This window comes from uncultured Corynebacterium sp. (assembly GCF_902489365.1).
Classification (GTDB): Bacteria; Actinomycetota; Actinomycetes; order Mycobacteriales; family Mycobacteriaceae; genus Corynebacterium.
On the sequence record NZ_CABTZR010000157.1, the window covers coordinates 1 to 2,274 of the forward strand.

A 2,274-nucleotide genomic window follows, 5' to 3' on the forward strand; every position below is an offset into this window, starting at 1 on the left:
CGCTGACGTCGCCGGAGGCAGCGACAATCTGGGTGCGACGCTCATCGCCGTACTTTTCGACGATTTCCTCAAGTTCATCGTGGACGATCTTTCGTTGGCGCTCATCGCGAGCCAGGATGTCTTTCAGGTCCTCGATGATCTCCTCGATCTCGGCCAACTCATCGATGATCTTCTGGCGCTCCAGGGCAGCCAGGCGACGCAGACGCATAGCCAGGATGGCATCGGCCTGGATCTCGTCGACGCCGAGAAGCTGCATCAGGCCCTCGCGTGCCTCCTCCACCGTCGGGGAACGGCGGATGAGCGCGATGACCTCATCGAGCATGTCGAGCGCCTTGACCAGACCGCGCAGGATATGGGCGCGCTTCTCGGCCTCATCGAGGCGGAACTGGGTCCGGCGGACGATGACCTCGATCTGGTGAGCCACGTAGTAGCTCAGCATTTGGTCTAGGCGCAGGGTGCGCGGCACGCCATCCACGATGGAAAGCATGTTGGCGCCGAAAGAGGTCTGCAGCTGGGAATGCTTGTACAGGTTATTAAGGACAACGCGGGCTACAGCGTCACGCTTGAGGGTGACAACGATGCGCATGCCCACACGGTCGGAGGACTCATCCTCAATCTTGGCAATGCCGGCGATCTTGCCGTTGACCACAGACTCCGCGATATTGGAGATCATGTTGTCCGGGTTGACCTGGTAGGGCAGCTCAGTGATAACGATGGTCTGGCGGTTGCCCACCTCCTCAATGGAGGTCACGCCGCGCATACGGATGGAGCCGCGGCCGGTGGTGTAGGCATCCTTGATGCCCTGGTCACCCACAATAAGACCCGCGGTGGGGAAATCTGGGCCCTTAACGCGTTCCATGCAGGCTGCCAAGGCTTCTTCCTCAGAAGCATTCGGGTTATCCAGCAGCCAGTAGATGGCATCCGCCAGCTCGTTGAGGTTGTGCGGCGGAATGTTGGTGGCCATACCGACGGCGATACCGCCGGAGCCGTTCATCAGCAGGTTCGGAACGCGGGAGGGCAGGATGGTCGGTTCCTGCGTCTTACCGTCGTAGTTCGGGGCGAAGTCGACGGTGTTTTCGCGGATATCGCGGACCATCTCCATGGCCAACGGCGTCATGCGGCACTCGGTATAACGCATAGCTGCCGGGCCGTCATTACCGCGGGAGCCGAAGTTACCTTGGCCGTCGACCAGCGGGTAGCGCATGTTCCACGGCTGGGCCAAGCGCACGAGGGTGTCGTAGATAGCGGAGTCACCGTGCGGGTGGAACTGGCCCATCGTGTCCGAGACTGGGCGGGCGGACTTTACGTAGCCACGGTCCGGGCGGTAGCCGGAGTCATACATGGCGTAGAGGATGCGGCGGTGAACCGGCTTGAGGCCGTCGCGCACCTCCGGCAGGGCGCGGCCGACGATGACGGACATGGCGTAGTCGATGTAGCTCGACTCCATCTCCTCATTGATGTCAATTGGTTGGATGCGATCGAAGAGATCACCGTTGTTATCACTCATGAGGCCCTATCTTACCGTTTAGGGCTGTCTGAGACGGTTTCTGGCGCGGCAGTGGTATCACGATGATACCATTTCTACCATGGCTATGACACTGCGCCTGACCCCAGAGCAAGACCACGCGCTGACCTTGTTGGCTTCTGCGCAAGGTACTTCCAAGCACGAGGCGGTAGTCCGCGCCGTCGTCGCGGCGGCCGCACGGACCTTGTCGGATGCTGAGGTACAGGACACCGCACGCCGGCTGCTGCCCGGGCGCTCAGAATTGGAGGCAGAGATCCGCCGGGCACGAGGGGTGCGTCAGTGAATGTTGAGCAACTGGTTGTAGTCGCGCGGGAGTTTTGCCGGGTATATCGCGTGCGGATAACCAACTTCGCCGCCCTAGCCGCTGCCGCCGCCGCGAGCACGGCGAGCATCGAGGGAATTGCCGTGCACGGCAGCCGCGCTGCGGCGGCACACTCGCTGGAGACGGTCTTGCGCTCAGTGCCCGCGCTGAATGGAAAGAATGAAGAATTCGCGCGATTGTGCGCGCAGGTCTACCTTTCTGTTGCAGAAGTTATGTAAGTTAAACAGGATAAAGTAGTCTCCCTTCCCTACCTTTCGAGAAAGGAATTCCCTATGTCCTCTGTGTCTTTGAAGAAGTTCCTCGCCGCCGGCGTTGTGGCCACAACCCTCACCACTGCCATCGCCCCCGCTGCGAGCGCTAAGACTGCTGACAATGACTGGCAGAACAACCTCAACCCCGACTTCCAGCAGGGCGAAGGTGGCTCCTC

General features: G+C 60.8%; 3 protein-coding genes. 2 read left to right on the forward strand and 1 reads right to left on the reverse strand.

What is annotated here, in order from left to right:
• The coding region (locus RDN59_RS12090; protein ID WP_308608049.1) for a DNA topoisomerase (ATP-hydrolyzing) at positions 1-1,507 on the reverse strand (1,507 nt) is incomplete at its 3' end.
• 79 nt (positions 1,508-1,586) lie between these two features.
• Here RDN59_RS12090 and RDN59_RS12095 point away from each other — a divergent pair.
• Together RDN59_RS12095 and RDN59_RS12100 are read left to right on the forward strand one after the other, a co-directional pair.
• A complete protein-coding gene (locus RDN59_RS12095; RefSeq protein WP_046648693.1) occupies positions 1,587-1,808 on the forward strand; it encodes a hypothetical protein in 222 nt (73 codons plus the stop codon).
• Positions 1,805-2,065 (forward strand): cell filamentation protein Fic, encoded by a 261-nt coding sequence (locus RDN59_RS12100; protein WP_308608050.1) that lies wholly within the window; start codon positions 1,805-1,807, stop codon positions 2,063-2,065. The genes RDN59_RS12095 and RDN59_RS12100 overlap by 4 nt, the downstream gene beginning before the upstream one ends.
• The last annotated feature ends 209 nt before the right edge of the window (positions 2,066-2,274 follow it).

Bases quoted from the DNA above. Each gene is read 5' to 3' on its own strand.
- RDN59_RS12095 (WP_046648693.1), top strand. From the start codon at position 1,587: ATGGCTATGACACTGCGCCTGACCCCAGAGCAAGACCACGCGCTGACC.